We start from the raw sequence: 25,854 nt of genomic DNA on the forward strand, positions 1-25,854 counted from the left end.
GGAGCTGGTGGTAGATCCTGATAAGTCTGTTCTCATGCGGCTTTTGCCCGGTTTCCTGCGATCTCTACCAAATCATTCATTGCGAATGTGTCAAGCATGCCTACATCGCGATATCCATTGATCAGAGTTAGATATTGCATGATTCTTTGGAGATATTTGTCGGTAGCAGCATCCCCCTTTGCTGCTGCGTGATCTAGAACTGCGGTTGCTACTGTGGGAAAGGCACCAACTTCACGGTCAAATATTGCGTTAAGACGGTCTTCACTTTTGAACACCTCCCTCGTATAGGCATACGGGTCTTCCATGGCAATACCTTCAGTCGCTGAGGGTTTGTATGTCAGATGCGAAACCCACCAAAGGCGAGCTATTCCGTGACGAACAAGGCGCCCCCTGGTAACTGATCCGCTATGAAGCAACCATCGGTCCCGTGCCCTCCGTCTCCAGCTATCGCTATCCGAGTTGCCCGAAAGGAGAGGCCATCTTCTTTCCATGTATTCCCGGTAGGTTCCAAATGCGAGATATGTCCACAGACGAGCATCGGATGCGTTTGCTCTATCCATCTCTCCTAGGTACTCGTGTACACAGGGTGCATTGTTGATATCAACTGCCCTGGTGCCAGTTACGCTGAGCGAATCCGGTATACCATGACTGACTGGAAGAGGAAGCTGGTTTTTGGGGTTAGATATAACCGCGTCCGCAATTCCAAGGAACTCTTCCGGAGTGCGTGCCTGCTCTAGTGCATTGAATAGATCCAAAAGTGCTGACTCAGTTAGCGCCCTAGCCTCTAGTGCCGGTCTATGCATCAGTCATCCTCCTCGGAAGTTAATCCTGTGCGAATTGCAGTATCAATAGGGTTTTCCAGAATTTTCTGCGCGAGTACTAGGAGGCTTTGATCCCATCCGCCACGATCTTCTACAAGCTGCTGAATTTCGTTATACCAGACCTTGTCATCTAGGGGTTCTTCCTCGTTAGACTTAATAAAGTGAAGCGTCTCAACTAGGGCCGGCAACACGACAAGACCTATCTGAAGGTCCGGCCGGTGACTAAACAACTGGAACCCATCAAATGTTTTCTCCGGTAACTGTACGGTAATCGTCTCGTTCCCATCAAAAGCGACTTTCACTCCCTTGTGAAGGCTCGTGCTTCTTACAAATTTGAAACAACTCCCGACCGGTGGGTTGAGGGGATCGTACATTTTTTTGGCATCGAACTTGAAGGAGCCGGCATCAGCCAGGACATCGCCAGGTTGAAGATTAAAACTTGCATTTCCGTAGTCAACATGCTGTCTAGTCCAACGATGACTCAATAGCTCTTTGGCGACTACGATCTGTACATCCGCCCATACATCTCCTTTAACCAGCTGCTGATCGAGGTATGCTCTGAGGCGAAAGCCAGTAGGGGTGCGCTGATATTCCGTTGGTTCCATCTCGTCAGTTGAGATAGTTGATGAGCATCGCCAGCGAAGGCTGTGGACTGCGCTGCCGCTATCTAACAATGTGATGAGGTCAGGGTCATCTGAGCGCACCTCGTAAGTAATCTCGATATCCTGCTGAGTCGGATCAACGAGGATATTGATGACTTCTATGTTGGAGGATACGTCATCGGCAGTATCTATAACTGGGTGGGGATATGAGCCACGGTTCGCCATTATGCTACTCCTAGGCGATACCGCTCGCCTGCAGGCATGTATATATCTATGCGCGTCTTCTGACCTGCTGTCAGCGTAAGGTTTTTCAGAGTGTTTCCTGAGCACTTAATAATATTCTCCCCATCCGGGAGATGAATCACGGCGCGAGTTATTGGCAGCATGTAACTCTGCTCCGGATCGCCACCTGCCCCTAGTCCCTGAAGTTCGAGGTCTCCCGACTCGTCACTATTGGCTGTAATGGATAGCACCGTTACGGAGTGGCCCTCTGAATCGACAGGAGCGCTCCAGCTGCGGAATGATAGGTCTCTACCACGAATGCGAGAGGCGCCTTCCCCTTCCTCACCTGAACCTGGCAGGCCGGTGTTGTCTCCTCGACGCTTCTTTTTTCCGCCTCTCTGTTTGCCTTCTTCAGTTTCACTATTGCCGCCGCTTATGGCGGGGCGACGGACTTTAACTCGTATCTTCTTGCCTGGAGGTGCGGGAGTGGGCTCTTCGGGCTCGCTATTGCCTGTGACCGTGCTGGATTCAGAGGTATTAGCATCTGATTCTGGATTACCAAAGGGAACTGCAGGTTCGCCGATAGCGGCATCAGCATGTGAACTAGCAGGTAGAAACCTGGATAGACCTTCAATTTTCACCTCATCGCCTATTTCAGTGCCGATTCTCTCCTTTAAAGACTCGCGAACGAAGACTTTGAGTTCGGAGATAACTTTTTCCCCATTCAGTGGGTCACGGGCTGGATCCCATTCGTGATGCTGTGGCGGTTCCAGTTGTCTTAGATATTTGTTTCCCTCAGGACTATCGCAAATAAGCACCGCAGCATATTTGGCGGTGACGGATGTATGCTTGAATAAGTCAATTTTCATTAGAGGAGCACGCGTTGTAATTGTGTGAAGCTTTTTCTCCAGGCTGTCATCTATATTGATGTACAGCTTCACTTTTCCAACATGATTGATGACTGCTTCCGCGGGGTTCGGGTCCTGCAGTGCCTGGTAGAAGGCGTGAGCTTCTTGGCGACCCTTGGTAAAGCCGGGCAACGTCTCAGCATCGAGTGTCCAGTGGTTTCCGGGAGCAATTCCCTCGACGACCAGTTCGCCTGCATTGATTGCAGCCATGAAGTTGTCAATCATCGCGTCTCGAACTCTTTCAAGTTCTGGGTCGATTTCTGCCATTCGATAGCCAAGAATGTAGGTATCGGTGCCAGCCTCAGACCTGAGCGGGAATGGCCCGATTTTGGGGGCTGGACGAAGATACTTAAAATCATTATGGATACCGAGGTTTGTGAAGTAGCCCTCTGCGCGATAACTCTCTCCATCGAGTCTGTGCGTTGCCAGTCTCGTATAGGCGGCGAGCACCGACTCGCTTGTGTCTTCTGGAATCGATGTGTAGATGACCGTACATAAGTCTGAGGCCATGGGCCCCACTGCTGATCCAATACCGAACGATCCTCCCCGCCCATCATCAATTGAGCCGCCTTTGCCGCGAGTCAGTCGACTAAGCGGGGAGCCCTTGGAGTCGAGAGATTCGCTGCCCACGAGACCCGTGGTGTTGTAGTCAGATATACGGAGCACTTGTAAGGTTTCTTCTTTGGCTAAGGCCGCTGCCTTGACCATTCGATCGTGCCCTTCCTGCCCCGCGGTTTGTTCGGCAACCGCTTCCAAGTGTTTTGTCAGACCCTCGATACCAGGGATGTCCTCCATGTTCATAACCGCCAGTTCGAAAACCATGCGCACCGGGCCGCTTGAATGCTTTCCGGGGTTGTCTTTACTATTTTGCCCTGTCTCTCGAACTACCGAGTGATCAGCATGGGATCCCTCGAAAAATTGTTGTAGGGGGTCAATAGGCCCCTCCTCGCCTGAAAGTCCCTGCTTTTCAAAGTGGAACCCGTAATCTTCGTCCTTCATTAGAAATTCACCTTCCTGGTTGATGGGGTCTCAGTGTCAAAAAGAGCCCGAACTTCGCTCAGTTCGCGCAAAATTGGCGTGAATAATCGCTCTACCTCTTCCTCTGAGTAGGAGTAGTTCTTTCGATTTGCCAGATTTCCCAGAAGAGAGATTTCTCGAATTAATCGATTGCCTCTGGATTCGGCAAGCCTTCTGAACCGCTCATTCTTGGTTTCTGTGCTCATGGCGACACCATATATGATCAATATATCAGATATATAACTACTATATATCCTATATGTAGGATGCGCAACATTGGGTTCCGACTTTCTATCGGGCTCTTCACCTACCAAGTGGCTTCTCGGTATGTCGAGAACTTGTGCCGAGTTAACGGTGAGAACTTGGAAGTCGCTTGGTGATAAGAAGGTAGGTAAAGTATCTTGTTACTGCATTCGTTTTGGGGCATCACTGGCTGTTTTTAGCCAAGCCGTGAACTGATGCCGTACCATTGTTCGTGCGCAGTCAGATTATTCGAATGGAATGTAGATAAAGGCAGGGATTGCTAAATGCAGTTTGTTAAGGGCGGACCAGACATACCAGAGCGTCTTCTGCAGGCGCACGAAGAAGGGCGGGTCGTATTCTTTTGTGGGGCAGGGGTTTCTTATCCTGCCAGGCTCCCCGATTTTTGGAATTTGGTGCACGATCTGTACTCTGCGGTGGGTGTTGCCCCAAGTGAAATTCAGCAGGCAGCGTTAAAGGCCGGCCAACTTGATACGGCGGTTAGTCTTCTCGAAGACTCAGTTGCTGGGGGTCGGAAGATAGTGAGGCCTGCCCTCGCATCGCTTCTACAGCCAGATCTTGGCGCCACAAATGCGACCAAGACTCATGAAGCTCTTCTGACATTGGCGCGTGACAGGCATGGCAGTACTCGACTAATCACGTCGAACTTTGATCGGCTTTTTGAAGAAGTCATAGAATCCAAGAGTCTCAGCATAGAGTCCTTTCAGGCGCCACTACTGCCAGTACCAAAGAGGCGCTGGGATGGCTTGGTCTACGTCCATGGCCTCCTGTCAGCCGATCCCAAGCTGGCGGAGTTAGATCGTCTTGTAATTTCCAGTGGAGACTTTGGGCTCGCATATCTGACGGAAAGATGGGCAGCCAGATTCGTTAGTGACCTATTCAAGAATTTTACGATATGTTTTGTGGGTTATAGCATCAATGACCCTGTTCTCCGGTACATGATGGATGCATTGGCCGCTGACAGATTGCTAGGGGAGTCTCCTCCCGAGATGTTTGCCTTTGGCAGTTACTCAAGAGGTAAAGAAGAGGATGCCGCGAATGAATGGCGCTCTAAGAACGTAACCCCAATCCTCTACAAGATGCATAATCGTCACGCCTATTTGCACAAGACGTTGTGGGCATGGGCTGACACTTATAGAGATGGGGTTCGAGGAAAAGAAAGAATTGTTGTTAATTATGCTCAGTTGCGACCAATGGCTAGCACTAGGCAGGATGACTTTGTTGGCCGTCTCATTTGGGCATTGAGCGAGTCGTCCGGACTTCCTGCACGTCAGTTTGCAGATCATGTCCCAGTACCTAGTCTAGATTGGCTGGAACCACTGAGTGAGGATCGGTTCGAGCACAGCGACCTCTGGCGCTTTAAAGTAACACCGAATGTTGAACCCGATACTAGCCTTCATTTCAGTCTAACTGATCGCCCAGCCCCATATTCATTAACTCCCAACATGGCGCTGGTTGGAGGCCAAATTCAGGTCACCCGATGGGATGAGCCGATGAGGCACATAGCCCGCTGGCTTCTTCGTCACCTGAATGATCCGAAACTGTTGCTTTGGCTCTCCAAACACGGCGGGTATCTCCATGAAGAGTTTCTGTGGCTACTAGAGCGCAGGCTGTCGACCATATTTAGGGCTGAAGCCGATGGCAACAAGGCTGAGCTAGACGAGATTGCGGAAGGGGCTCCTAATGCAATTCCTGGTGCCAACATTCGCGTTCTATGGGGATTGCTGCTCGCGGGGAAAATTCGCAGATCCTATGACCACTTTGACCTTTACTCTTGGAAGAGCCGCTTTGTCAGCGAAGGGCTGTCAGTGAGTCTCCGGTTTGAGTTAAGGCGTCTGCTCACTCCATTGATTTCTGTCCGGGAGCCGCTATCTCTCTACGATGAGGACCGAGTTGAGGGCGAGGAGCGGATGAGTGATCTCGTCAATTGGGAAATTGAGCTGAGTACGAGACACGTTCACCATGGTTTCGAGGAACTTGAGGGTAACGCAGGTTGGCAGCGCGCACTGCCTACCCTGCTTGATGATTTTGCTTCGCTCCTGATGGATTGCATGATGCTGATGCATGAGGTTGGCGACATTGATGAGAAAAGCGATCGTTCATACATTCATCAGCCGTCTATATCCAAACACTCACAGAATCGTGACTTCAGAGACTGGACAGCTCTGATCGAACTAACTCGTGATGCCTGGGTTGCAACCGCAGAACAACAACCATCTAGAGCTTCTCAACAAGCCGCAGCATGGATTGATTTGCAATTTCCACTGTTTAAGAGACTGGCGCTCTTTGCGGCAACTTGGAGCGAAGTAATCCGGCCGGATGTCGCCATGGAATGGCTTCTTTCAGAGGATGGCTGGTGGTTGTGGTCTACAGAAACTCAGCGAGAATCCTTCAGACTAACGGTGCACTTAGTGCAGCATATCGAGCCTGAGCTGCAAGAAGTGCTAGAGATGGCAATTTGTGCAGGACCACCAAGAGAAATGTTTAGGCCTGACATAGAACCTGAGCGTTGGGATGAACTTCGTGAGCGAGAAATATGGCTAAGGTTGGCGAAGATAACCAGTGTTGGGGTCTTGGTAGGGGAGGGTAGCCGCCGGTTATTTGAAGAGATTTCTGTCAACTTCCCAGAATGGCGCCTGTCTGAAGATGAACGCGATGAATTTCCAATGTGGATGGGTGACGGTAGTAGCTTGCGAGAATTCGCCTCTTCCCCGCGTTCGCAAGGTGATCTGGTCGAATGGCTAAGATCAAGCCCCGAACATGATCCATGGCAGGGAGATGATTGGCGTGATCGTTGTCGGGATGACTTTTTTGTCACCTCTAATGCGCTCAAAGTGCTTGCGGATGAAGGTGTCTGGCCGAAGGGTAGGTGGCGTGAGGCGCTTCAGGCATGGTCTGACGAAGAATTTCATCTGAATTCATGGCAAAAAATGGGTCTGGTTGTCGAGGCGATGCCAGAAGACGTGTTACTTGAGCTTTCGGGTAGTGCGAGTTGGTGGTTACAAGCTATAGCCAAGGTTGTCGATGAGCGACAGGTAGTGTTCTTTTCTGTTTGTCAAAATCTCTTGGCCTTGGATTACGAAGAGGATGCAGAGGTAGATGATCCGGTATCTAAGGCTATCAATCACCCTGTTGGGCATGTAACCGAAGCAATTCTTCGATATTGGTATGAGCAGGGCCTTGAAGACAATCAGGGCTTGATCGATCCAATAAGGGGTATCTTTACTAGTCTAAGTAATCTGGAAGTCGCAAAGTTTGGGCATGCCCGTGTCCTTCTATCCGCGCATGTCATTCCTCTCTTCCGGGTTGATAAGGAATGGACTGTCCAGCACGTCACTCCCTTACTGGATTGGGATATTAGTGAGGCAGAGGCAAAGAGGTCATGGGAGGGCTTTCTGTGGTCCCCTCGCTTGTATAGGCCGCTGCTGGAAGAAATCAAGAGTCCTTTCCTGGCTACGGCGGGGCATTACGAGTCGCTCGGCAGTCATGCTCAACAGTACGCTGCTATTTTGACTTTCGCCTCATTGGAGCCCGACGATGTGTTTTCTCGAGCCGAACTGGCAGAAGCCACAGGGCGACTACCACATGAGGGGTTGATACAGGTCGCCAGTACACTGGTGCGAGCGGTAGAGGGAGCGGGAGATCAGCGAGGCGAGTATTGGACTAATAGAGTCATGCCATACCTACAACGAATTTGGCCCAAGACGGTCCAAGAAATACCTGTTGGCGTTAGCGAGAGCTTGGCTCGGTTATGCATATCAGCCGAAGAATCTTTTCCTCTAGCACTCTCCAAACTCCGGGCCTGGATGCAGGCAGTTCCGCACCCCAATATGTTGATCCGTAAAGTCAGTAGTTCAGGCTTGTCGCAGGCCTTTCCGAGGGAAACACTCGACTTTCTTGATCTAATAGTCGGAGAAGACGGCTATCTATCTCCAGAACATTTGAGAGGGTGCTTGGATCAGATAGTTGCCACTCAGCCGGAGCTTCAGGAGGAAGCGAGCTTTGTTAGGCTGGACACACGCCTCAGGCAGCAGGGTGTGCTGTGAGTGGGAGGGATGTTCCGAAAGGTTAGTTAAGCCAAATTTTGTCGGTACTTTTGCCGGTATATTGTTGTCCCGTACGAGAAAATATCTTTTATAAACAATTGCATAGAGGGGTTTTTTGGGCCATCTCACACCGACCAAACACCAAAAAGCCCCGACATTCGGGGCTTTTTCGTTTCAGGGCGGTACGCCCTTCACTCAGCTCGAATTACGGCCTTTTTATCCGCGGCCGCTCTTTCTCGCCGCTGGCACTGGCCCGGTATTTAACGGTGATACCGTGTATATGAACTCAGGCTATGGGATTTACTTCCACATGCCGGGCAATGTGTTGCTGGCCTACGAGCTCGCGCCGCCAGCGGCGGCGGCAGACTAAGCCTCTTCGGTGTAGGCCGGGCCCTCAAAGCCCGGCTGCCCCTGCTGGTCGAAGGTGAGCACGTTAATCTCCTGCCACGGCGGCGCTTCCATGCGCAGTGCAACCAGGGCCTTTTGCTGGCTCCACTTCATGACATCAAACATGAGTTCGGCAATTTGTGCGGGTGAAAAATGCTCGCGCAGGTTGGCCTTTAAGGTTGCGTCTGCAAGGGACGGAGTCAGTATCATGGCGTCGCAAAGGCGCAGCGCAGCAATCTGGTGAGGAGCCAGGTCGCTCTGCTCATAGCGGCTGATTTTGGCCTGCATGTCTTCGTCAAAACCTTCGGCAAGTGCTTCTGCATTGCGCAGCGATCCGCAAAGTCTGCAGTCGTGAATCTGGGCGCAGCGCAGGCGCACCAGTTCAGTGGTCAACGGGTCGACCCCTTTTTGGCGCACGACAGATGCGGCGAAGCCGGCAATCGCCCGATCGAGTTCACCATCGCCGGACACGCCTGCGGTGAGTGCATCAGCGGGTAATCTGCTCATAGCAACACCTCCCTGCCTACCATGTAAAAACGCAGCGACATGTCCATGAGATACAGGGCGTGTACCAGGGCATAAACCTCGTCGGCGCTGAAAAAAGACTGGAGTGCCTCGATGCTGGCTGCCTCCAGTGTGCTGACCGACATCACAAACTGCTCAGTGAGCTGAATTACCGCCTGCTCTTTCTCTCCCCAGGCATCGGCGGGCGGCCGCCAGTCGCGACAGTGTAGCGCAGCGTCGATATAGCCTCTGCACAAGTCGAGAATGAATGGATCAACCCCGGCTTCGCCAAGAGCTATTGCCTGATTTAGTTGCGTCGTTATCTCGGGTTGGAGATCGCTGGCTACCGATGAAAGCGGATCCGTCTGCATGTTCACAGCCTCGTGGGAAGAAGAGACCATTTTGCCTGTACTGGCGCGCAACACAAGCGCCAGGTCGGCCGCCGAAATCGACGGCGTGACACGTTGTTACTGCGGGCTGATGCCGGCCACTGTGGAGAGCTGCTCAAAGGTACTTTGGGCCTGGATACACTGGGTATCGAGTTGCTGCATTGTCTTGCCCAGGCGCTTGGCCTCGGCATTGAGGAACTTCACCACAAACTCGTCGCCGCCTTCCAGCTGGGCGGCATCCTGAAAAATCTTCACCTGCCGGATGCCTTCGCAAAGCCCGGCAATCCGCGACACAATCATCGCTTTGCCCATGATGTCATTGCCCTGTGGTGGCTGAGGTGCCTGCGGGGGTTGGGGGGCGAGCTGAGCATGCGCTTGCATGCTCATTGCCGCCAGAATACCAAGTAGCCAATAACGCATCGGCGTGTCCTCCTTCTAAAACGCGCATCCTATCACGAGGCGCGGGTCAGCGCGGTATCGGCTGAGAAGAATAATGTCCATCGCTGTCGGCATATCCAGGGGGCAGTGCCTCGGCTCTTACGCTATAGTCAATTGCGTATTATCAGACCCGTTACTCAGGAAGTACATTATGTCCGCAGCACCCGTCACCCCTCTGGAAATGTTCTATCGCTGGGAGCAGGAAACTCCCGACAAGGTATACCTGCGCCAGCCGAAAAACCTCGAATGGTCGGAGCATACTTGGCGCGATGTGGGGAATCGGGTGCGCCGTATCGCCGCATTTCTGTGCGACAAGAACTACCCGGCCGGCAGCCGCATTGGTATCTGGTCGTCTAATAGTATGGATTGGCCTATTTGTGATCTGGCGATCATGCTCGCTGGCCACATTAGCGTGCCGATCTACCCGGGCCAGGACATCGGTTCAGCGAACTATATTTTCAACCACTCGGCCGTGAAACTGGTGTTCTGCGGCGATTTTGATCAGCACGCGCGCGTAACCGAGGCCCTGCCCGAGGGTGTAGAGACGGTCGCGATGCTGGGTTGTAAGTTCGCGGCGGATACTAGCCTCGACGAAGTCATTGCTAGCTATGAGCCTTACCTGGAATCGCCGGTGCCCAATGGCGAAGACGTGTTCACCATCATCTATACCTCCGGTACCACCGGCAATCCCAAGGGGGTCATGCATATGCACCAGACGCCCGGCCATGTCGTGCCGGGGCTGGTTAAAAGCTTCCGCATGAATGAGACGCCCAACGAATTTTTCTCCTTTTTGCCCATGTCACACGCGGCGGAGCGCATCATCGTTGAGATGACCAGCCTGTACAGCAATGCCTCGATTTCATTCTCTGAGTCTCTGGACACCTTTGGTGACGAGGTTCGCTCGGTGCAGCCGACGTTCTTCTTTGCCGTGCCGCGCCTGTGGGTGAAATTCAAAGCGGGGATCGACGCCAAGATTCCGCCCGAGGCGCAGGCCGGCCTCAACGATGAGCAGAAAGCGGGCATCGCCCAGGCGCTGGGCCTGTCGCGTGCGCGCTGCATTATCACCGGCTCTGCGCCTTGCCCGGTAGACGTGCAGGACTGGTTCCTGTCCATGGGAATTGCGTTGCGGGACGGCTACGGCATGACGGAAAACTTTGTCCATGGCATCGCCTGGACAAAGGATGATCAACCCATTTCCGGCTGTGTTGGTCAGCCCATGGACCCGAGCGTCCAGGTACGGGTATCGGACGCGGGCGAGATTCAGTTCAAAAGCCTCGGTCTGATGAAAGGTTATTACCTCAACGAGGAGAAAACCGCGGAAGTATTCGACGATGGCTGGTACTGCACCGGTGACTCAGGGCGCTTCGATGACGATGGCAACCTGTGGGTGACAGGGCGGGTGTCCGAGGTCTTTAAAACCTCAAAGGGTAAGTTCATCGTGCCGATGAAGCTCGAATCGCTGTTTGGTCGCAATCCGAATCTGGCTCAGTTCTGCTGTATGGGCCATGGCCTCGACCAGCCGATTGTTCTGGTGACGCTGTCAGAGGTTGGTCTGGCCAAGGACCGGGCAGTGGTGCAGGCCGAGCTGGAATCACTGCTCGAGGAGATTAACAGTGAAGTGCCGTCCTATGAGCGCATTTCCAATATCTTTGTCTGCGATGAGTGGACGATCGAAAATGCCCTGCTCACCCCGACCATGAAGTTGAAGCGCAAGCAGATTGAGGACGAGTACAAGGCGCTGGTTCAGGCCCAAATGGGTGCCGGGCCGGTCAGTTTCCTCGATTAGTATCTGGATCAGGCAATCCGTGTTTTACCGGGCTGACCCGCTTCCTCGAGCACTAATCGTGGCACCAAATAGCCGGGTAGCTCGGCCGCCATGGCATCTATGAGCGCAATACCCTCTGCTTGAGGGACATCGAAGTGAGCCGCCCCGCGGACTTTGTCGAGTAAGTGTAGGTAGTAGGGGCGCACGCCGATCTCGAACAAACGCTCACTGAGATTGACAAGTGTTGCCGCGTGGTTGTTTACGCCGGCCAGCAGTACTGACTGGTTCAGTAATTCCACATCAGCCTCCCGCAGCCGCTGCATGGCCTGCACCACGGGCGCATCAAGTTCGCGGGCGTGATTGCTGTGAATCACCATGACACAGCGCAGTCGCGAACCCGTGAGTGCCTGGAGCAGCCCGTCGGTTACCCGTTGTGGAATGACCACCGGAAGCCGGGTGTGCACGCGTAGGCGCCTGACGTGTGGAATGGCCGCGATGGTCGCGACAAGTTCCGCGAGTGCAGCGTCGGCGACCAGCAGCGGGTCACCGCCGGACAGGATGACCTCAGTAATACTGGTGTCCGCGGCCACATGTTCGAGCGCCTGCAGCCACTCCTGGCGGCTGTTGCGGTTTTCCTGGTAGGGAAAGTGGCGGCGGAAGCAGTAGCGACAATTAATCGCGCAGCCACCGGCAAGAATAAGTAATACCCGGCCGCGGTACTTCTGGATAACGCCGGGGCGCTGGATGGTCGCGCCGGTCTCTCCGACGGGGTCGTCGCTGTAGCCCGGTTCGACCAGTGTTTCCTGACCTGTAGCGAGGACTTGTCGCAATAGCGGGTCATCGGGGTCGCCAGGTGTGATGCGCTGTAAATAGGGGCGCGGTACCAGGACAGGAAAGTCGCGTGCGGCAAGTGCCGAGTAACCCAACTGCTCGGGGTTCAGCTGGAGTCGGGCAAGCAGTGTCCCGCCGTCGGAGACAGCGTGGCGTAACTCTGACCGCCAGTCACAGATATGTAGTTCGGTTTGCGGGATCACGGAGGTATTTTACCAGCGATCGATCGCTGTTGCGCGGCCTCCCTGCCGCGGCTGAATGCGTGTATCTCAGCCGAGTCGGTCGCGCAGGGAGTAGAATAACATGCCGGCGACCAGGCCTGGCCAGCGCAGCAGGGTGCCGCCTGGGAAGGTTCTGGAAGGAACCGAAGCCATGACATCAAAGCGCTCCGCATCTCCGGCAATCGCCTCGGCCAGCAATTTTCCGGCCAGGGTGGCAATAGGCACGCCGTGGCCCGAGTAGCCGTGGGCGTAAAAAACGTTGGTCGAGAGCCGCCCGAAATCCGGCATTCGGTTCATGGTAATCGCCAGGGTGCCTCCCCAGCCGTATTCAATCCGGGTGTCGGACAGTTCGGGGTAAATTTTCAGCATGTACTTGCGCACAAAACTGCCAATATCTCGTGGGAATTTGCGGGTGTAGGATTCGCCGCCGCCAAACAGCAGCCGGTTGTCTGCCGAGAGCTTCCAGTAGTCGATCACAAACAGGCTGTCGGACATCGAGGTGTCGTCGCGAATCAGCTGTCGACACAATGCTTCGGGCAGAGGTTCGGTGGCCAGCATGTAGTTGTTAATGGGCATGATGCGGCCCGCGGTGCGCGGCTCCAGCTTTTCCAGATAGCCGTTACAGGCCAGCACCAGCTGTTTGGCCTTGACGGTGCCCTGATCGGTGCTCACCGTGACGCCGTTGGACTCCGTATAAGCGGTAACGCGGCTACCTTCATGTACTGTAGCGCCGAGATCGCGGGCGGCCCGGGCCAAGCCCAGAGCGTAGTTCAGAGGGTGTAGATGGCGGGACCCCGTGTCCAGTACGCCGCCGTGAAATCCCTGGCCGGAGGTCATCTGCGCCAGTTCCTGGGGGGGCACGTAGCGAATCTTGTCGTAACCGTAAACACGCTCCAGGTGCTCGACTTCCGCCATCAGGTCGGGCTGCTCTTTCGCCTTGGAGGCCACGTGCAGGTTGCCGTATTTCAGTTCGCAATCAATGGCGTGGGTGTCGATCAGCTCGCACACCGTATCCACCGCCTCCAGCCCCAGCTGCCAGAGTGCCCTGGCGTGCTCCAGGCCTACCAGTTCCTCGAGGGTTTCCTGGTCTGCTCGCTGGCCGGTGCCGACATGGCCGCCGTTGCGACCCGAGGCGCCCCAGCCCACTTTGTTGGCCTCCAGTACGACCACGGAGTAGCCCTGTTTGCGCAGATGAATCGCCGTGGACAGGCCGGTGTAGCCACCGCCAATCACGCATACATCAGCTTCTGCTTCGCCCAACAACGGGGGGAAATCCAGTGACTGGTTAGCCGAGGCGGCGTACCAGGAGTCGACATGAGGTAGGTTCTGCATGGCCGAACTATACTCCGAAGCTGAACCCGCCGCTGATAACACGTTCGGGGTAGCTCCCTTGTTTTGCCCTTGAACCGGATGTCGCGGCCCGCGATACTGGATTTTTAGGCAATGTGGACATTTTATGAGTACCGATACCCAGGCCATTAAGGACTGGCTCAAGCAGCACCAGATCTCCGAAGTAGAAGTGCTGGTGCCAGACATGACCGGTAACGCACGGGGCAAATTCATCCCCGCGCACCAATTTCTCGACATGGGCGAGCCCAAGCTCCCTGAGAGCATTATGGTGCAAAGTGTCACCGGAGAGTACAGCGACGAGCATTGGGAGTTGGTCGAGCCTACCGACACCGATATGATTCTCCGGCCAGACCCGAACACCATGCGAGTGGTGCCCTGGGCTCGCGAGCCGACCGCCCAGATTATTCACGACTGTTACAAGCAGAACGGTGAGCCCCACCCGCTGTCTAGCCGCAATGTGCTGCGCAGGGTGCTGGAGCTTTACGAAGCCGAGGGGCTGCAACCGGTGGTGGCGCCGGAAGTAGAATTTTTCCTCGTCGATCGCAATACCAATCCCGACAATGTCCTGATTCCTCCCAGCGGCCGTTCTGGTCGTCGCGAAACTTCACGTTTGTCTTACAGCATCGATGCTGTTGCAGAGTTCGAAGATTTCGTGGAAGACATGTACGACTACGCCGAGGCGCAGAACCTGGCGGTGGACACGCTGATCCACGAAAATGGCGCCGCGCAAATGGAGATCAACTTTTTGCATGGCAACGCCATGGATCTGGCCGACCAGGTCTTCATCTTCAAGCGCACTATCCGCGAAACCGCGCATAAGCATGGCATTTACGCGACCTTTATGGCCAAGCCCATGCAGAATGAGTGTGGCAGCGCGCTGCATATTCACCAGAGTATTGTGCGCGCTGATACGGGAGAGAATATCTTTGTCACGCCCGATGGCGAACATACGGAAACCTTCCTCAGCTATATCGCCGGCCTGCAGCACTACACGCCTGAGTTGATTGCATTCTATGCGCCCAATGTGAACTCCTACCGTCGCCTGGCCCCCGATATTTCGGCGCCGATCAACCTCAATTGGGGTCTGGACAATCGCACGACTGCTTTCCGGGTGCCTGAGAGCAGTCCGGCGGCGACGCGGGTAGAGAACCGCTTCCCCGGGGCTGACACCAACCCGTACCTCGCTATGGCGGCTACTTTGGCGTCCGGCTACCTCGGGATGAAAGGCAAATTGAAGCCCACCGAACCGCACCAGGGTACGGCCAATGAGGACGAGGTGGAAATTGCCCGCAGTCTGGAGGAAGGTCTGCGGAATCTGGATAACTCGCCCGAGGTTCGCGAAGTGTTTGATCCGCTGTTCCTGAAGGCCTTTGCCGCGGTCAAGCGCGATGAGTTCGAAGAATTTAACCGGGTAATTTCTTCCTGGGAGCGGGAGCACTTGCTGCTGCAGGTTTGATACTGGAATGACGAAAGATTCGGACACGCTGCTAGGCGGCAGCGATTTCAACTATCGCCTTTACACCGGCGTTAAATACCTGGTCTATGTGTTGCTGACATTCAATGTTTTCCTGTTCCTGCAGGAGGAATTGGGCGCGCTGGAGCACACCTTTGTCGATGGCTTTGAGCCGTCGCAGATTATTCAGGTCTTTTCCGCCACCATTGATACCACCGCCTGGGTGTTGCTCTTGCTGCTCTTTGAGCTGGAGACATCGGTGCTCGATGACAATCGTATTCAGGGTTGGGTTAAGCGCGGTCTGCACTGGGTGCGCTTGCTCTGTTATGCCGCGGTGTACTACGCCTTTACTGGCTACTACGCCGAACTCACCATGCTCTACGACGCCTCTCCGTTGGTGGGTTTCGACCCTTGCGCGTCGCTGGATCAGGGATTGTCGATGCAGGTTGATATCGACGAGTATGTCCCGCTGGATGCAGCCAGCTGTGCGGTATCCGGGAACCAATGGTTTCAGCTCAACGGATTCCAGATTGTCTCCGAGAGCGAGGTGCTGGCCGCGGCCCGGGCCCTGGCCTGGACGGATGTCATCAACTCCGCCGCCTGGTTGTTGGTTGTCATCATGCTGGAAGTTGAAGTCCGCCTGCAGTTGCGCGGTAACCTGTCTGACCAGATTATGGCCTTCACCAAGTGGATTAAGTTCGCGCTGTACGGCACCTTGTTTGGCGCAGCGGGTTACTGGGGTGTGGCAGGTGACTTCCTCGACTTCTGGGATGCGGCACTGTGGCTGTTTGCGTTTATTTTCATCGAGCTGAACGTGTTTGAATGGCAGCATGAAACTTCCCATACCGAGAATGCCACTGCACAGGAAGCCTGAGCGTGTTTTCATCGGATGACTTGTCCAGCCTGCGCTGGGACGCTACATCCGGCGCGGTAGAGGTCATTGATCAGACCTTATTGCCTCACACGCTGCGCTGGGTGCACCTCGAATCACTGGACGACTATTGCCATGCCATCAGCGCCATGCAGGTGCGGGGCGCACCCCTGATCGGCATTACCGCGGCCTTTGGGTTGGCCCATGGGTTGCGTGATGATTCGAGTGATCAGGGCCTGGCCGTCGCTTACGATAAGCTGCTCGCAACCCGCCCCACCGCGGTGAACCTGCACTGGGCCCTGGAACAGGTTCGCGATGAGGTTGGCGAGCTGATGCCCTTTGCCCGGGCTGAGGCGGCGTGGCAACGCGCCGTGGAATTGCGCGCCGAGGACATCGCCAGTTGTGCGCGTATCGGTGAAGTCGGTCTGCCACTATTGCGTGAGGCTCAGCGCGGCGACACGCTGAACGTGATGACCCATTGCAATGCTGGCTGGCTGGCAACGATTCAGTGGGGAACTGCGCTGGCACCGATTTACAAGGCTGTGGAAGCGGGACTCAACGTGCACGTGTGGGTGTCGGAAACCCGTCCCAGGAATCAGGGTATGAACTTGTCGGCCTGGGAGTTGCAGCGCGCCGGTGTGCCCTGCACGGTGGTTGCTGATAACAGCTGCGGGCAGTTGATGCGCGAGGGTCTGGTCGATTGCGTCGTTGTCGGCTCAGACCGTACCGCCGCTAATGGCGATGTCTGTAACAAGATAGGGACTTATCTGAAGGCGCTGGCCGCCACAGACAACAACATTCCTTTTTATGTCGCCTTGCCTGCGTCCACGGTCGACTGGCGTTGTGACGCCGGTGAACACATTCCCATTGAAGCTCGCGACAGTGGCGAGGTGCTGGCGATGGCGGGTGTCGACGGGGCAGGTGAGTCGCGCCAGATCAATCTGGCTGCGGCCGGCACCCGTGCCGCTAATCCTGCATTCGATGTCACGCCAGCTCGCCTGGTGTCGGCGCTGATCACCGAGCACGGCTGCTTTACGGCTGACCCTGCCGGACTCCAGGCGTTGCGCGCACAGCTGTACGATTTATAGGGCTTCGTCGGCGCCGACGTAATCAATGCGTGGGTATGCGCGCCACTGAAACGTCTGCTTGTGATCGCAGATCAGGCAGCGGTGCTCGATGTCACCGCTGGTTTCGTCCATGGATCCACATTGGGCCATCATTCCCTGGTTGCATTTGTCGCACAGGTAATTGACTTCGACGGGCCGAACTTCGCGTTTTATTTCTGGCATAAATTGGCTCCCCCCTGATTGCGCATGCTAGCGCGAGAGCCGGGTGTGAGAGAAGAGGGTGGGGTTTGAAAGCTGCGAAGCCGACCCTGTCACCACCGGTTGCCCCGTGGCGGCCGTGCCTGCGCCCACAGTCAGCGAAACTTTAGTGGCTTGCGCCGACTAGAAGTCGTCCAACTCCAGATCGTAGTAACCCAACTCGTCCCGCAGGCGTTTCTCTTCCAGACGTTGCTCAGCGCGGCGGCGTTTCTCCGCCAGGCGTTGCTTGTCCGAGGCCAGCGGGGCCAGTTCGGCCAGGTCCTCGTCGGACATGTCGCCCAGGCCGGGTTCGAACATATCCTCCAGGGGTTCCGAAGTATTCGGTTCCTGGTTGCGCTCTCCCATAAATCACCTCCCGATGATTTACACAAAAACCAAGGGCCAGCTCGTTTGAGCATGCCTCAAGGCGGAGTTAAGCAAAAAATATCGACGTTGGGAATACTAACTTTTTGCCGGTAGCTGTCGGGCGGCCCGCCACCCTCCATGGTGTTCTCTGCGCTCCGTTGACGTCCTTGTCGCCGGGTGCCCATTAATGCAGAGATGCGGGCCGCCTCGACAGTTAATTTGCAAAGGCCGTGCCAGCGGCAGACTCGGTAAATCGAAGGATAGTGGGCTCCAGGTGCTGTCCGGACATGTCCATTACAGCTGTTCCAGCTGCGCGAGAATGGCGGCGGCCACCTGATCTGCCGTCCCCGCGGTGGCGTTGATCGTGATGTCGCTGTAGCGCTCGTAAAGCGGGGTCCGCTCCGTATAGACACCGGCAAACCCGTCGTCGCTGTCACTGGCAATGCCCCGCGGTGGCGCGGCAGCCACCCGCGCTTCCAGCGTTGCCAGGTCGGCCTGCAGATAGACAATGGGACCGGCAGCGGCGAGGCGCGCCATGGCATCTTCGCTGTAGACCACGCTGCCACCTGTAGATATCAGCGCGTGGTCCAGGTCCAGTTCCATGAGCACATCGTGCTCGATCTCGCGCAGGCGCAGATAACCCTCGCTGTCGACGATTTCCTGCAGCGTGGCGTTCTCGCGGACCTGGATGTCGAGATCGGTGTCGACAAAGCGCAGGCCGGTTTGCTTGGCCAGAATCACGCCAACGGTACTTTTGCCCGCACCGGGCATGCCAATCAGATTGACGGTATTGAATTTGTACACGGGCCAGTCCTGGTAATTCGGGGGCGCGCATTATCCCCGAACCTCGCCTGGCTCGCCAGTCGGACAGCAGTTGCACCGGCACCGGGCTGTGGGTAGAGTGCCGGCTTCTTCTCTTATACGCGGAGCCTGACCATGAGCCTGCTGACCACACCCCTGGATGGATTGCACCGCGAACTCGGTGCCAAGATGGTGCCTTTTGCTGGCTATGATATGCCCGTGCAGTATCCCTCGGGCATCATCAAGGAGCATTTGCATACCCGGGCTGCGGCCGGACTGTTTGATGTCTCGCATATGGGGCAGGTGATCATCACGGGCTCTGGCACAGCTGCGATGCTCGAGTCCCTGGTGCCGGTGGATATTGAAGGGCTGGCCGTCGACGGCCAGACCTACGCGCTGTTTACCAATGAGCAGGGCGGCGTGCTCGACGATTTGATTATTACCCGCTGGGCCGAAGACCGGTTCTTCCTGGTGGTCAATGCTGCCTGCAAGGCGCAGGATATCGAGCACCTACAGGCCCATCTTGCCGGTCAGACGCTGGAAGTGCTGACTGACCAGGCCCTGTTGGCACTGCAGGGACCTGCCGCTCGCGAAGTAATGGCTGAGCTATGTCCGGCCGCTGCGGAGCTGGTGTTCATGCAAGGTTGTCGCGCGCAAATCGATGGGGTCGAGGTCTACATCACCTGCTCCGGTTATACCGGCGAGGATGGATTCGAAATTTCAGTCCCCGCAGCGGCAGCCGATGTTCTGGCTCGTCGCCTATTGGCGTTTACCCAGGTTGAGCCGATTGGACTTGGCGCCCGGGATTCACTGCGCTTGGAAGCGGGGTTGTGTCTGTACGGCCATGAACTCAGCACCGAGATCGATCCTGTGCAGGCGGGCCTGCTGTGGTCTATCAGCAAGGTGCGTCGCCCTGATGGCGCACGCCCCGGAGGCTTTCCGGGTGCGGATGTGATTTTCAATCGTATGCAAAACAAGCCGGCGTTGCGTCGGGTTGGCCTGGCTGTTGACGGCAAGCGACCCGTTCGAGAAGGTCAGCCGGTGGTCGATCAGAGCGGTCATAAGGTGGGAGAGGTCTGCTCCGCAGCCTTTGGCGCCAGCTACGGTGGCCCCATTGCCATGGCGTTTATTGAGCGCGACCTGGGAGAGCCGGGTACAGCCCTGGCAGTTGAGGTTCGCGGCAAGCAGGTGCCGGTGACCGTGACTAAGATGCCTTTCTGTCCGCAGCGCTACCACCGCGGCTAGTGCCCGGATTGAGTTGAGAGGGCAGCCCGGGCTGACGCAGCGCCACCAGGCCCCGTCGCGCATCGGCTATTGGCTTGGCCAGCCAGCGCCAGGGCCGGTAGCGCAACAAGCCGGCGGCGATGAAGCCCAGGGCCACCAGTCCACCTATACCCATCCATTGAACACTGCGCAGTGCATTGTTGGTTGCTGGCTGCTGATTCATGTCGCCTTCGACATGGATCTGGACGGCCGGAACCGTGATGACCTCCAGGGTGTTGGTCTTGGTATTCCACCAGAAAAAGTCCTCTGCAGGGAGCAGATAGTCCCCCGGTTGTTCGGCCACGTAGCTGACGGTCTCTATCCGGGAGGCCTTTGACTGGCCGCGATTCATCCGGTTTTCCAGGTTCGGTGTGCCGGGATAGGCTGCGAGGCCGGGCGTATCGCTCTGGCGCAGTGTGGGAAGCATCATGGCCTGAACATCACTGGCACGAAACTCCACTCGTCGTTCAAAGGCATCGCCCGGAGTCAGGGCGTCGGTCTCTCGGTCGAGGGACTGGCGTGCGCTGAACTCGGGTGCGGCCACCCAAAAGGGCGTGTTCGCAAGTGCCTCAGGAACGATGACTTCGAGCTCCGTGGCTGGTGCAAGCGCGGGTCCTTCCAGATTGCCCAGCTCGCCCCCGTTGACCTTCAGCGTGACTTCAATCGGCCCAATAGTGAAGAGGCCGGCCTGTTGTGGATAAACGTCAATGGTCCAGCGCTGCATGACCCAGGTTTGACCATCGCGACGCTCCGAAGAGTTGGCGGCAANCTCCTCGGTTTGCAGGATCACCAGACCGGGCACCTCCGGTAGGCGTATACGAGCACCGCCGGTAAACCAGGTGCCGGTGCCGATCTGGATATGCAACAGGGCCCGCTCTCCCGGCACTACGCCGGTGGCGGGCGTCATGCTGCTGTCGATCGTAAGCTGGCCCGCCTCCAGCAATGGCTGCAGTGGGCTCTCTGCGCTTACCGCCGGTGGCAGCAGCAGGCTCACGCACAGCAGAATCAGCCCGGCCCTCACGGCGCGGGCTCCCGCTGCTGCAACTGCATATTGAACTTGACCGCCAGGAAGTTTGAAGGATCCTTCTGTACCCCGCGCAGCCACATATCGCGGGTGGCTTCACTGCCGAGTATTTCCTCGGCGGTGTACTGTTTCAGTTTGACCTGCTCGAAGCTGAGGACTTCCGCACCATCGGCGGGAATCGCGTCATCACCCCCCATTTGCTTATCTTCCGTGCCGACACCCTGTTCCTGCATTTGCGCCTCGCTCATGCGATTGATGTCGTCGATGATCGTCTGCACTTTGTCCCGATTGGCCTGGGCGCCGGGATAGTCCGGGGTGCGTGCCAGCAACTCGTCGTATCGCTTTACGGCGCGCAGGAAATCCCGCGCGTGACTGCGGGCATTGGCTTCGTTGAACAGGGCGTCATCGCTGTCAGAGCGCGAGAAATACTCGGCCGCCTGCATAAAATCCTCGTTGTAGTAGTAGGCGATGCCTTTCCACATGGGGTCGGCAAAATGCCGGGCGGCGGCGCGATAGTCGCCGAATTGGAGTAGCAGGCGACCCTGTTGATCGGGCGTGAACCAGAGGTCCGCTAACCACTGCACGACCACAGGCGTGTGCGCCTGTTCCTGGATTTCTGCGTCGCCGTCTTCCTGGGCGAGCGCGGGCTGGGGTGAGCCAGTAAGCAGCAGCGGAACCAGCAGCCAGCTCCAGCTGAGTGTCCAGCCCTTGCGGAACCACATGAGAAACAAGGTCAGGCAGACAAACACCAGCGGGTAACCGCTGTCCAGCCAGGGCAGCGCATCGTCGTCAATGATGACATAGTGCGATTCAATACGCCGTTCGATGGCGCGCACGTCGCTGTTGTCGATGGTCAGATCAACATAGTGGCCTCCGGCTGAATCGGCCAGGGATTTGAGCGCCCATTCGTCCAGAGGCACCAGTCCGTCGTCGTCGCTGTTCGTGCCGATGCCCAGCACAATGAACTGGTGGGGTTTGTCGGCAAAGTAAGCGCTGAACGCCGCGATTGAGTCAGCGCCAGCGCCATCGCTGAGAAGCACGACCGTGGCCGGGGCGGTTGTGTCGCGCAGAATTTCGTCGATCAGCGGCAGCGCGTACTCGGGGAATTTCCCCTGGCGCGGCATCATCACGGGTTTTATCGCCTGCAGGTACTGATTCAGAATATCCTGGTCGGCGGTCAGTGGAAGTACTGTGTGTGCGGAGCCCGCGTAGGCGATCAGCGCGGAGCGCTTGTCCGGCCGCAGTGCGAGCAGGTCAGAGGCCTTGTGGCGGGCCCTGACCAGTCGCGAAGGCTGGATATCCTGCTGTGTCATTGATGACGATGCATCCAGCAGTACTACCAGAGCGGATTTGTCTTCGGATAGCGGTGAGGGCTGTTGTCGCCAGCTGGGCCCGGCCAGGACAATAGCCGTCACGACGGCAAATACGATTCCGAACGAGGAAGGATTCAGCCAGCGCGAATCACGCTTTTCCAGTCGCAGATGTTCCAGCAGGTGGGGCGCGATAATACCTTTGAACATGTCGCCCTGGTCCTTGCGTAGCCGCATGACTACCGCCAGCGCTACCCATACCAGCAATACCAGCAGCCACCAGGGTCGCAGAAAGTGGAAGTAGGTCAGGTCAGGCAGCACGGCGCAGCCTCCCCTGACGCCATGTCCAGGCCGCCATGAACAAGTGGTAGCAGATGAACGCAATGACAGCGACGGCCACTGGTACCCAGTGCAGGTTCTGGCGAGGGCGGAACGAAACACTTTCGTAGAGTTCCGGTTCCATGCTCGCAATGGTGGCGTAGGCCTCGCGCATCTGCGCCTGGTCCAGGGCCTGGAAGCTGCGGCCCCTAGTGAGTTCGCTGACTCGCTCGATGGTCTGTGTATCCAGCGCGTCCTCACCTACGGTCGTCGGGTCGCCAATGGCGATGGTGTAGATGCGAATGTTATTGGCCGCGGCGACCTTGGCCGCATCCACAGGTGGTACCGTACTCCCGGTATCATTGCCGTCAGTGAGCATGATCAGCACACGGCTGTCGGAAGTGCTTTCACGAAAGAGCTTTATGGCTAGACCAATCGCATCCCCAAACACCGTACTGGGCCCAGCCATACCAATTTCCGTCTCCCCCAGAAGTTGTTGCCATACTTCGTGGTCATCGGTGAACGGTGTCTGTAGATAGGCGGCGGCGCCGAACACGATCAGTCCCAGCCGATCGGAGGAGCGCTGACTGGCCAGTTCATCGAGGACAATTTTCACCGCTTCCAGGCGGTTCAGCGTGGTGCCGTCCGGTAGCGCAAAATCGCGGGCTTCCATAGAGCCCGACAAGTCCACTGCCACCATCAGGTCGCGGCCTGATTTCTGTTGCTCAATCGGCGCGCCAATCCACTGCGGTTTGGTGGCCGCAAGTACCAGGCATAGCCAGGTAAAGGCGACGAGAATTTTTTGCACGCGATCGCGGCGCAGAATTCGGGCGCCCTCTTCAGGGCGTTGTTCGCTGACGGCCACAAGTTGATCGAAGAACGGTACTTTGACGGAATCGCGGCTTTCCTTGTACGCCGGCAGCAGGCGCATCAGAACCGGCAGCGGCAACAACAGCAGCGCCCAGGGCAGTGCGAGTTCAATCACCGTAGCGATTCCTGTGTAGATTGAGCCACGCCTGGCTGGCGGCGATAAGATCGTTGCTGACGCGCGCGTCCAGCTGACGATCGGTGTACACCGCTTCCGCCAGTAATTGGGCTTGCTCAGAATCAAACACTGGCGCTTCACAGCGGCTGTTGAGGAAGTCGACCCAGGGCGTTCCCGATAGGCGCGCCACCTCTTCCCGGGGGAAAGCGGCCAGCGCTGAAAGCTTGAGGACCTGATTAATTGCTGCGACTGCCGCACCATTGTGCTCGAGGTTTGCGAGCTTCTGCCGGGCTTCCTTGCGATAGCGGTTACGATACCAGTAACGCAGCCGCCGCCAGCTGTAACGCGCAGCATAGGCAAGCGCTATTGCACCGACCACGTACCAACCGGGCGTCTGCAGCAGCCAGTTGACCGCCTCGGGGGAGACGACCTCGTTGAAGTCCTCGCCCAGAACGTAGTTGCCAAATATGTCTGGAAGGTCTGGCAAGCTCACTGCAGCGGCCTCTCGCCACCCAGTTGTTGGCGCAGCTGAGACGCAGTGTCTGCATCGGTATGCAGTTGGATGACGGGTACCTCGTGGCGCATAAGCGCCGCCTGTACTGTGGCAAAGTTGCTTTTGAACTGATCCTCAAAGCGCTGCCCCAGGCCTTCTTTGTCGGGATTGATCTCCAACTGATAGCGGCCATCGCTGACCACCAGTTGATCTGCCCGGGAGATATCGCGCTCCAGGGGGTCGTAAATCATGGTGCAGATGATGTCGTTGTGCTCGCCAATACGGCGGATATTCTGCAGTGACTGGTCGTTCCAGCCAAAAAAATCGGAGACCAGAATAACCAGGTAGTCGTGGCTGGTCATTCGCTGGGTGGCTTCCAGTGCCTGGGCCAGGGCATCGGGTCGCGCGACGGTGCCGGAATTGACTGACAACTGGCGATTCATGTCTTCCAGGTCGCCCAGCCATGCCATGACCTTTTTTTCGCTGCGGGATGGGCGTATGTCGAGTACACGCTCGTCGTTGAACATAATGGCGCCAATCCGGTCGCCGACGCCCAGCACGCGCCAGGCGGTAATGGCAGCGGCTTCGGCGGCCACCACTGACTTCATTTTCCGGGTACTGCCAAAGAACATCGGCATTCGCTGGTCGACCACTACGACCACCGGCCGGTCCCGTTCCTCGGTATATACCCGCACGTGGGGTTTGCCGGTGCGGTTGGTGACCCGCCAGTCCATGGTGCGGATATCGTCTCCGGGCCGGTAGTGACGCAGTTCATCGAAGTCCAGCCCGCGGCCGCGCAGCTTGCTGCGCTTGCGGCCCGCCAGCAGTGAGCGCACCGGCTGCTTTGGCAGGTAGCTAAAGCCGCCGGCGGTATAACGCAGGCGAACGAGGGCTTGCAGGTTGGTGTAAATACCGTCTTCAGACACAGCGTCAGCCAACAGCGACCTGGGCTATGATCTCGTCGATCACTGTGTCTGCGCTGACCCGGTCGGCCATGGCGTCGTAGCTGAGGATGAGACGGTGGCGTAGCACGGCGTGGGCGACGGAGCGAACATCGGCGGGGGTGACGTGATCGCGGCCATCAAGCCAGGCACTGGCCCGGGAAGTGCGATGCAGGGCGATGGTAGCTCTCGGGCTGGAGCCGGTATCTATCCAGCCAGACAGTTTGTTACCAAAGGCTTCCGGTTGACGCGTCGCCATGACCAGATCAACCAGGTATTGCTCTACGGGAGGCGATATCTGCATTGCGCCAATAGTGTCGCGCGCGGCGAAAATATGTTGCTGGGCAATGACCGTGAACTCAGTGCCGGCTTGCGCCTCCTCTTCCTGGAGCATACGCACAATCGCAAGCTCTGCCTCGGTGTCGGGATAATTCACCGCGATTTTCATCAGGAAACGGTCCATTTGCGCTTCCGGCAGCGGGTAGGTGCCTTCTTGCTCGATGGGGTTCTGGGTGGCCAGTACCATGAATAGTTCTGGAAGCGGGTAAGTTTTACCGGCCACGGTGACCTGTCGCTCTTCCATGGCTTCCAGAAGCGCGGCCTGGACCTTGGCTGGGGCGCGATTGATTTCATCAGCCAGTACCAGCTCGTTGAAGATTGGGCCCTCCTGGAAAATCAGTTCCGATACGCCCTGGTTATCCTGATAAACCTCGTTGCCGGTGACGTCTGAGGGCAGCAGATCGGGAGTGAACTGAATGCGGCCCAGGCGAGCTTCGAGCACTTGCGACAGGGTTTTAATGGAGCGGGTTTTGGCGGTGCCTGGCAGGCCCTCCAGCAAGACGTTGCCATTGCATAGCAGGGCCAGCGTCAGCGTGCGCACTACTTCATCCTGGCCTATGACCGAGCGGGCCATTTGCTCCATCATCGAGTTTACTGCGCTTAAGTGTTCGCTGGACAAGGGGA

General features: G+C 56.7%; 23 protein-coding genes. 7 read left to right on the forward strand and 16 right to left on the reverse strand.

All coding sequences use genetic code 11. The features are described from left to right. Nucleotides 1–32 precede the first annotated feature (32 nt). The 3 genes from A3709_RS08980 to A3709_RS08990 are packed head-to-tail and all read right to left on the reverse strand — an operon-like array spanning nucleotide 33 to nucleotide 3,552. Nucleotides 33–803, reverse strand: a complete 771-nt coding sequence (locus A3709_RS08980; protein WP_066053268.1) for a DUF6339 family protein — start codon at nucleotides 801–803, stop codon at nucleotides 33–35. Further along, entirely contained in the window at nucleotides 803–1,648 is an 846-nt protein-coding gene (locus tag A3709_RS08985) for a hypothetical protein (protein ID WP_066053271.1), read from the reverse strand. Before A3709_RS08985 ends, A3709_RS08980 begins: the two co-directional genes overlap by 1 nt. Continuing rightward, nucleotides 1,648–3,552: a hypothetical protein gene (locus A3709_RS08990; protein ID WP_066053274.1), complete on the reverse strand. Its 1,905-nt coding sequence runs from the start codon at nucleotides 3,550–3,552 to the stop codon at nucleotides 1,648–1,650. The genes A3709_RS08985 and A3709_RS08990 overlap by 1 nt, the downstream gene beginning before the upstream one ends. A gap of 545 nt (nucleotides 3,553–4,097) precedes the next feature. Here A3709_RS08990 and dsr1 point away from each other — a divergent pair. Continuing rightward, entirely contained in the window at nucleotides 4,098–7,877 is a 3,780-nt protein-coding gene (dsr1, locus tag A3709_RS08995; RefSeq protein WP_066053277.1) for an anti-phage defense-associated sirtuin Dsr1, read from the forward strand. A gap of 115 nt (nucleotides 7,878–7,992) precedes the next feature. Further along, nucleotides 7,993–8,247 (forward strand): hypothetical protein, encoded by a 255-nt coding sequence (locus A3709_RS09000; RefSeq protein WP_066053279.1) that lies wholly within the window; start codon nucleotides 7,993–7,995, stop codon nucleotides 8,245–8,247. On the opposite strand, the gene A3709_RS09005 is transcribed toward A3709_RS09000, so the two are convergent. From A3709_RS09005 to A3709_RS09015, 3 genes are all read right to left on the reverse strand, one after another. After that, nucleotides 8,244–8,771 carry a carboxymuconolactone decarboxylase family protein gene (locus A3709_RS09005; RefSeq protein ID WP_066053282.1) on the reverse strand — a complete coding sequence of 176 codons (528 nt, stop codon included), beginning with the start codon at nucleotides 8,769–8,771 and terminating at the stop codon, nucleotides 8,244–8,246. The genes A3709_RS09000 and A3709_RS09005 overlap by 4 nt on opposite strands. After that, nucleotides 8,768–9,139, reverse strand: a complete 372-nt coding sequence (locus tag A3709_RS09010; RefSeq protein WP_156507633.1) for a hypothetical protein — start codon at nucleotides 9,137–9,139, stop codon at nucleotides 8,768–8,770. The genes A3709_RS09005 and A3709_RS09010 overlap by 4 nt, the downstream gene beginning before the upstream one ends. A gap of 96 nt (nucleotides 9,140–9,235) precedes the next feature. Beyond that, on the reverse strand, nucleotides 9,236–9,577 hold the full coding sequence (locus A3709_RS09015; protein ID WP_066053294.1) for a hypothetical protein: 342 nt from the start codon (nucleotides 9,575–9,577) through the stop codon (nucleotides 9,236–9,238). Nucleotides 9,578–9,746: 169 nt separating this feature from the next. On the opposite strand from A3709_RS09015, the gene A3709_RS09020 reads away from it, so the two are divergent. Beyond that, nucleotides 9,747–11,381, forward strand: coding sequence for an AMP-binding protein (locus tag A3709_RS09020; RefSeq protein ID WP_066053296.1), 1,635 nt, complete (start codon nucleotides 9,747–9,749; stop codon nucleotides 11,379–11,381). Nucleotides 11,382–11,389: 8 nt separating this feature from the next. Here A3709_RS09020 and epmB read toward each other — a convergent pair whose 3' ends face one another. Further along, nucleotides 11,390–12,394 carry an EF-P beta-lysylation protein EpmB gene (gene epmB / locus A3709_RS09025; protein WP_066053299.1) on the reverse strand — a complete coding sequence of 335 codons (1,005 nt, stop codon included), beginning with the start codon at nucleotides 12,392–12,394 and terminating at the stop codon, nucleotides 11,390–11,392. A gap of 66 nt (nucleotides 12,395–12,460) precedes the next feature. Next, on the reverse strand, nucleotides 12,461–13,975 hold the full coding sequence (locus tag A3709_RS09030) for an FAD-dependent oxidoreductase (protein ID WP_369795133.1): 1,515 nt from the start codon (nucleotides 13,973–13,975) through the stop codon (nucleotides 12,461–12,463). Here A3709_RS09030 and A3709_RS09035 point away from each other — a divergent pair. From A3709_RS09035 to mtnA, 3 genes are read left to right on the forward strand one after another with little or no spacing between them, the layout of a single operon-like run. Continuing rightward, nucleotides 13,869–15,218 carry a glutamine synthetase family protein gene (locus A3709_RS09035; RefSeq protein ID WP_066053305.1) on the forward strand — a complete coding sequence of 450 codons (1,350 nt, stop codon included), beginning with the start codon at nucleotides 13,869–13,871 and terminating at the stop codon, nucleotides 15,216–15,218. The two genes, A3709_RS09030 and A3709_RS09035, sit on opposite strands and share 107 nt — an antisense overlap. 7 nt (nucleotides 15,219–15,225) lie before the next feature. Then, nucleotides 15,226–16,089: a hypothetical protein gene (locus A3709_RS09040; RefSeq protein ID WP_066053308.1), complete on the forward strand. Its 864-nt coding sequence runs from the start codon at nucleotides 15,226–15,228 to the stop codon at nucleotides 16,087–16,089. Nucleotides 16,090–16,091: 2 nt separating this feature from the next. Continuing rightward, nucleotides 16,092–17,174, forward strand: coding sequence for an S-methyl-5-thioribose-1-phosphate isomerase (gene mtnA / locus A3709_RS09045; protein WP_066053311.1), 1,083 nt, complete (start codon nucleotides 16,092–16,094; stop codon nucleotides 17,172–17,174). On the opposite strand, the gene A3709_RS09050 is transcribed toward mtnA, so the two are convergent. The 3 genes from A3709_RS09050 to A3709_RS09060 all read right to left on the reverse strand — a co-directional run bounded on the left by A3709_RS09050 (nucleotide 17,169) and on the right by A3709_RS09060 (nucleotide 18,560). Next, nucleotides 17,169–17,375, reverse strand: a complete 207-nt coding sequence (locus tag A3709_RS09050; RefSeq protein WP_066053314.1) for a type II citrate synthase — start codon at nucleotides 17,373–17,375, stop codon at nucleotides 17,169–17,171. The genes mtnA and A3709_RS09050 overlap by 6 nt on opposite strands. A 159-nt stretch (nucleotides 17,376–17,534) precedes the next feature. Further along, a complete protein-coding gene (locus A3709_RS09055; protein ID WP_066053317.1) occupies nucleotides 17,535–17,756 on the reverse strand; it encodes a PA3496 family putative envelope integrity protein in 222 nt (73 codons plus the stop codon). A 294-nt stretch (nucleotides 17,757–18,050) separates the two neighbouring features. Continuing rightward, nucleotides 18,051–18,560, reverse strand: coding sequence for a shikimate kinase (locus A3709_RS09060; protein ID WP_156507634.1), 510 nt, complete (start codon nucleotides 18,558–18,560; stop codon nucleotides 18,051–18,053). 132 nt (nucleotides 18,561–18,692) lie between these two features. On the opposite strand from A3709_RS09060, the gene gcvT reads away from it, so the two are divergent. Further along, nucleotides 18,693–19,802, forward strand: coding sequence for a glycine cleavage system aminomethyltransferase GcvT (gcvT, locus tag A3709_RS09065; protein WP_066053320.1), 1,110 nt, complete (start codon nucleotides 18,693–18,695; stop codon nucleotides 19,800–19,802). Between the two features lie 1,035 nt (nucleotides 19,803–20,837). On the opposite strand, the gene A3709_RS09075 is transcribed toward gcvT, so the two are convergent. From A3709_RS09075 to A3709_RS09095, 5 genes are read right to left on the reverse strand one after another with little or no spacing between them, the layout of a single operon-like run. After that, a complete protein-coding gene (locus tag A3709_RS09075; RefSeq protein ID WP_066053325.1) occupies nucleotides 20,838–22,475 on the reverse strand; it encodes a VWA domain-containing protein in 1,638 nt (545 codons plus the stop codon). Then, nucleotides 22,465–23,457: a VWA domain-containing protein gene (locus tag A3709_RS09080; RefSeq protein ID WP_066053328.1), complete on the reverse strand. Its 993-nt coding sequence runs from the start codon at nucleotides 23,455–23,457 to the stop codon at nucleotides 22,465–22,467. The genes A3709_RS09075 and A3709_RS09080 overlap by 11 nt, the downstream gene beginning before the upstream one ends. Then, on the reverse strand, nucleotides 23,450–23,950 hold the full coding sequence (locus A3709_RS09085) for a DUF4381 domain-containing protein (RefSeq protein WP_066053331.1): 501 nt from the start codon (nucleotides 23,948–23,950) through the stop codon (nucleotides 23,450–23,452). The genes A3709_RS09080 and A3709_RS09085 overlap by 8 nt, the downstream gene beginning before the upstream one ends. After that, the gene (locus A3709_RS09090; RefSeq protein ID WP_231871151.1) at nucleotides 23,947–24,876 is read right to left on the reverse strand and encodes a DUF58 domain-containing protein; all 930 of its coding nucleotides are present in this window, start codon (nucleotides 24,874–24,876) and stop codon (nucleotides 23,947–23,949) included. The genes A3709_RS09085 and A3709_RS09090 overlap by 4 nt, the downstream gene beginning before the upstream one ends. A gap of 4 nt (nucleotides 24,877–24,880) precedes the next feature. Further along, nucleotides 24,881–25,849: a MoxR family ATPase gene (locus A3709_RS09095; RefSeq protein WP_066053337.1), complete on the reverse strand. Its 969-nt coding sequence runs from the start codon at nucleotides 25,847–25,849 to the stop codon at nucleotides 24,881–24,883. Between the last annotated feature and the right edge of the window lie 5 nt (nucleotides 25,850–25,854).

The organism is Halioglobus sp. HI00S01 (genome assembly GCF_001635445.1).
Taxonomy (GTDB): Bacteria; Pseudomonadota; Gammaproteobacteria; order Pseudomonadales; family Halieaceae; genus Halioglobus; species Halioglobus japonicus.

Excerpts from the sequence above, each read along its gene's own strand:
- gcvT (WP_066053320.1), top strand. The coding sequence starts at position 18,693 with ATGAGCCTGCTGACCACACCCCTGGATGGATTGCACCGCGAACTCGGT.
- A3709_RS09030 (WP_369795133.1), bottom strand. The coding sequence starts at position 13,975 with ATGAATTTGCCCCGTGCGTTACCGGTCATGTCTGGCACCAGCACTTCT.
- A3709_RS09015 (WP_066053294.1), bottom strand. The coding sequence starts at position 9,577 with ATGCGTTATTGGCTACTTGGTATTCTGGCGGCAATGAGCATGCAAGCG.
- A3709_RS09010 (WP_156507633.1), bottom strand. The coding sequence starts at position 9,139 with ATGCAGACGGATCCGCTTTCATCGGTAGCCAGCGATCTCCAACCCGAG.
- A3709_RS08985 (WP_066053271.1), bottom strand. The coding sequence starts at position 1,648 with ATGGCGAACCGTGGCTCATATCCCCACCCAGTTATAGATACTGCCGAT.
- A3709_RS09035 (WP_066053305.1), top strand. The coding sequence starts at position 13,869 with ATGAGTACCGATACCCAGGCCATTAAGGACTGGCTCAAGCAGCACCAG.
- A3709_RS08990 (WP_066053274.1), bottom strand. The coding sequence starts at position 3,552 with ATGAAGGACGAAGATTACGGGTTCCACTTTGAAAAGCAGGGACTTTCA.
- A3709_RS09055 (WP_066053317.1), bottom strand. The coding sequence starts at position 17,756 with ATGGGAGAGCGCAACCAGGAACCGAATACTTCGGAACCCCTGGAGGAT.
- A3709_RS09020 (WP_066053296.1), top strand. The coding sequence starts at position 9,747 with ATGTCCGCAGCACCCGTCACCCCTCTGGAAATGTTCTATCGCTGGGAG.
- dsr1 (WP_066053277.1), top strand. The coding sequence starts at position 4,098 with ATGCAGTTTGTTAAGGGCGGACCAGACATACCAGAGCGTCTTCTGCAG.
- A3709_RS08980 (WP_066053268.1), bottom strand. The coding sequence starts at position 803 with ATGCATAGACCGGCACTAGAGGCTAGGGCGCTAACTGAGTCAGCACTT.
- A3709_RS09040 (WP_066053308.1), top strand. The coding sequence starts at position 15,226 with ATGACGAAAGATTCGGACACGCTGCTAGGCGGCAGCGATTTCAACTAT.
- A3709_RS09050 (WP_066053314.1), bottom strand. The coding sequence starts at position 17,375 with ATGCCAGAAATAAAACGCGAAGTTCGGCCCGTCGAAGTCAATTACCTG.
- A3709_RS09005 (WP_066053282.1), bottom strand. The coding sequence starts at position 8,771 with ATGAGCAGATTACCCGCTGATGCACTCACCGCAGGCGTGTCCGGCGAT.